1 protein-coding gene is annotated in these 4018 nt (G+C 44.2%); it reads right to left on the bottom strand.

The window, feature by feature from the left end:
• On the bottom strand, positions 1–2491 hold a 2491-nt coding region (locus EAE89_RS22390; protein WP_244866707.1), incomplete at its 3' end, for an AMP-binding protein.
• Positions 2492–4018: the final 1527 nt, after the last annotated feature.

Below are 4018 nucleotides of genomic sequence, written 5' to 3'. Positions count from 1 at the left end.
CTGAGTTGAGTAAGCTCACCGGCAAAGCCTGCTGCATCAATGACAGGGCATCATCCACCAGATGAATCGCCCCCCCCCGGGACAACGGCATCAGACATTCAAAAATCGACAGGTCGAAGTTCATCGACGTCGAGAAAAGCGTCTCCCGGCTCTCTTCCGCCGCAAACGCCTGCCGCGCCCAGCACAGGAAGTTCACCGTATTCCGGTGCTCAATCATTACCCCTTTGGGCACGCCGGTAGAGCCGGAGGTATAAATCACGTACGCCAAATGACCGGCAGTCAGCGCAGATATCGGTGGATTGCTGTCCGGCTGCTCTGGCCGTGAATTCGGGTCAAGCACAATCAGGCCGGTCAGGGCTGTCTCACCCAGTGCGTCACATCCAGCACTGTCCGCCAGTAAGATAGCCGGAGCAGCATCGGTCAGAATATGGGCCAGACGTTCCCCCGGATAAGCCGGGTCCAGTGGCACATAAGCCCCACCGGCTTTCAGTACCGCCAATATTCCCACCACCATGGCCGGAGAACGTGATACACAAATCGCCACCCGCTGGTCCGGCTCCACGCCCAGAGCAATCAGCTGATGAGCCAGCTGGTTAGCGCGAGCATTTAATTGTGCATAACTAAAGGTCTGCGCTTCATGCACTAACGCAGTTGCGTCCGGGGTTTTCTCCACCTGTTGTTCAAACAATTGGTGAACACATAACCGGTCAGGGTAGGTGGTTTCTGTGGCGTTCCAGGTTTCCAGCAACAATGTACGTTCAGCTTCAGGCAGCAAATTAAGTTGCCCGACGGGGATTTCATCACTTATCCCTTTTGACGACGCCAGCACCTGTAAATGTTCACTCATCCGTAAAACCACTTCCGAACTTAGATGATTTTCATCATAGATCCAACGAAAATCTCCCTGTGCATTCATCTGGAGTGTCAACAATTCGCCGGATGCCTCCTGATCGCACTGTCTGTCATCCTGTATCACATCGATAGCGATTCGCCACGGTTGCTTTGTTCTTAATGCTGGGATAGCGCGCAATGAAGGATAGCGGGAAAGGAGATCGCAGCTAAATGTACGGTGCCGGGTTAATCGGGCAAGTTCATCATCAACCCAATCAGCGACCGCACTCCAGGGTTGATCAAACGCCACTTCAATGGTCATCGGTACCATTTTTGCCAGATCGGTCGGGCTATCTTTTATCTCATCCACACACCAGCCGATTTGGCATTCAGTCTGCTGAGTCAAACGTGCAAGATAGATAGCAAACACCTGCAATAGTGACTGTAACGGAGTCTCTTCATCGTTTTTTGGTAATGGAGACTGCCATGAACTGATTGCCCATCGGGGTTCTAGCTGTTTCCCCGTCATTTCAAAAGGTAACTGGAGGGGTTGCAAAGAGGCAAGACGCCCATACCAAAATGGCTCACTGGATGCGAGTGCTTGAAGGATATTTCTTACATCCTGAGTCTGCTGTGAGGAAAGCCGGGGAAGTTGTTTACCTGGCCTCAGTTCCGATATATCAGCAAGCTCCCTGGCAGACAGAAGATTACCTTCAAGGGTGGCAAAACCTCCGATCCGAACATCCTCACTGCCGGTCGTCACCTGCCAGGCATCCTCCTCCACACTAATCAACGTGCCCGGCTCCCCCTCAGAACACGCTTTCAATCGTTGAAGCCAGGAAACTTGTACCGTACCCTGTCTCAGTAACAGTTTCGGGCAACCCAGTGGATTTGAGTAATTTTCCCCAAAATCTAATGCTCGTACCAAAGCTGACAGGGCTTCTCCAGACTGCTCCCAACACAAATACCCACCAAAATCAGGACGATGCGATAAAGCATAAAAACTCCGTTGCGAGAGGTCCTGTTGATAAGTCACCAGTGTACCGTGACCCAGATTGTTCAATAGTTCAATAAATCCGTTCTGAGCAGCTTGATAACATTTCAGGTTTAACGAGAAAGCATTATCCTGTTCTTCAATCGATACCGGCCATTGCATAGCAATATCGCCCGTATCTACGCCACTTTCAATACAATGCCAGGAAATAGCGTAATCTGTTTCCCGCGCTAACAACGCCCAGGAAGTTGCATGACTGCCCGCATAACGTGGCAGCGGACTATTATGATAATTAAAAGCCCCGCCGCTAATCTGTTCAAGCAGCGAAACAGGCAGGATGATTGGGTTGACTATTGAAAAAAGCCAATCGACAGGGTGTAACGCGATTTGTTCTTGTAAGGCATCAACAGAGTTCACACAAACAATCCCTTGCTGGGCAGCCCAAGTTTGTAGAACAATATCCGTAGATAGTACTGCTTGTATGATATGCCCAGCCGCCTGAATTTGCTCAGCGCAGAACACCGCAAGAGTCGTTCCCCCTACAACAACGCACATTCGTGATGGAATCGATGCGTCATTTGCACTATTAATTATATTTTCACATGGCATTTGAGAGAGAGCTTCGGCTTTAAGAACATTTCCCTCTGTAGCAATGTTACCTTTCATCTATTATCACCTCAACGAATCTATTGGATATTTGAAAACGGTCAGTCATGGAAATCTTCACAAATATTTTTCTTACTTTTTGTCCACTTGACTGAGGAAGAATGCAACAAACACATCAAGCATTAATCAAGATACTTAGGCAGCACTTTCTATTAGGCTCTAAACGCAATAGCCCAATTAATAGTTATTAAAAGCGACAACTATGTAGCAATAATTTCCCGAACAACAAAGCAAATAACTCACCTAGTAAATCGGAATAAAATATTCTATTTTGCTGGTTTTTAGATAACCCCCCCAAATTTTCATTGTCTGACGCTTAATTCCATAACTAAAAATGGCATCATTGACTGCATTTATTTGCCTATCAGGTAAAAACATAATCTTAGATTAATAATGATCACATCCGGTATTATTTAACGATAATTAAGTCATAAAACTAATAAAATATTGTCACCACTTAATAACACAAAGAAACATTACAAATTACAATTAACTTCGTTACTGATTATTTCATAATAATAAAATAGCATGCTCCACATAATAATCAATGCAGTAATATATTGATCTTATAAGAGTTAGTTAGGTCCGATTAGTTGTTTTACGCGATTTTTAGAACGCCACACGATATTTACTGACGTGTTGTGCAAGCTGGAGCAAAGTCTACTATTATTCAATTTGCATATACCTCCAAACGTATACATTTAGGCTGTTCCCTACCGTTTTTTTATTCTTACTACCTATCACATAGGGCTATTTTTCATGCATGCAACCCTAGCCCACTATTTATTCACAATAACAGCCTCCAGAAATTACTCCTAATAGGTAGGCCCGTAATGATCACGAGTTATTTAAAATATACCCGTCATCTTTCAAGTTGCTTCTTTGTTGGCTGCACTCACTCACCCCGGTCACATAGTTATCTATGCTCCCGGGGATTCGCTCCCTTGCCGCCGCGATGCAACTTGAAATCTATTGGATATAAACGGTGTCCAAAAGCGAGATCATGAAATTAAGGATAATTAAATCAGCCTATATCATCACCCAAAAACACATTACCATGTTAACAACTTCAATTATCTTCTCCTAATGATTTATTGCAAGGAATATTTCCAACAATAACTCTACAATTAAACATATGATTGGAATTCCAAGGCAATCAAAAAAAACAAAATAAATCCAACAATAAAATCCGATTTAGATCACACAACAGAAAATAGCAGCAATAATAACAAACAAGCCTGAAAAATAACTTATATCGAAATTATCACTTGCCTTATTCTGTTTTAATGCAGAAAAAATCCGGTATAAACAATGTATACCGGATTATCACATCAACACTAAATAATTCCATATTTCTTAATATATCAGTATGACAAAACCTCCCCGTCACTGTCGATTGACAACGCCATATTCAGAGCCTGAGCTAACCCAATGCGATTCTCATTATCCTCCAATAAACTAAAATGGTTACCCGGAACAGCAATCAACCGCAGTAAAGTATCAGGCATCACCTGTTCCCAGCCGAGC

The sequence above is a fragment of the Photorhabdus heterorhabditis genome (assembly GCF_018448905.1).
Classification (GTDB): domain Bacteria; phylum Pseudomonadota; class Gammaproteobacteria; order Enterobacterales; family Enterobacteriaceae; genus Photorhabdus; species Photorhabdus heterorhabditis.
Note: the sequence above shows the minus strand (reverse complement) of the source record. Positions and strands in the feature narration are given on the sequence as shown.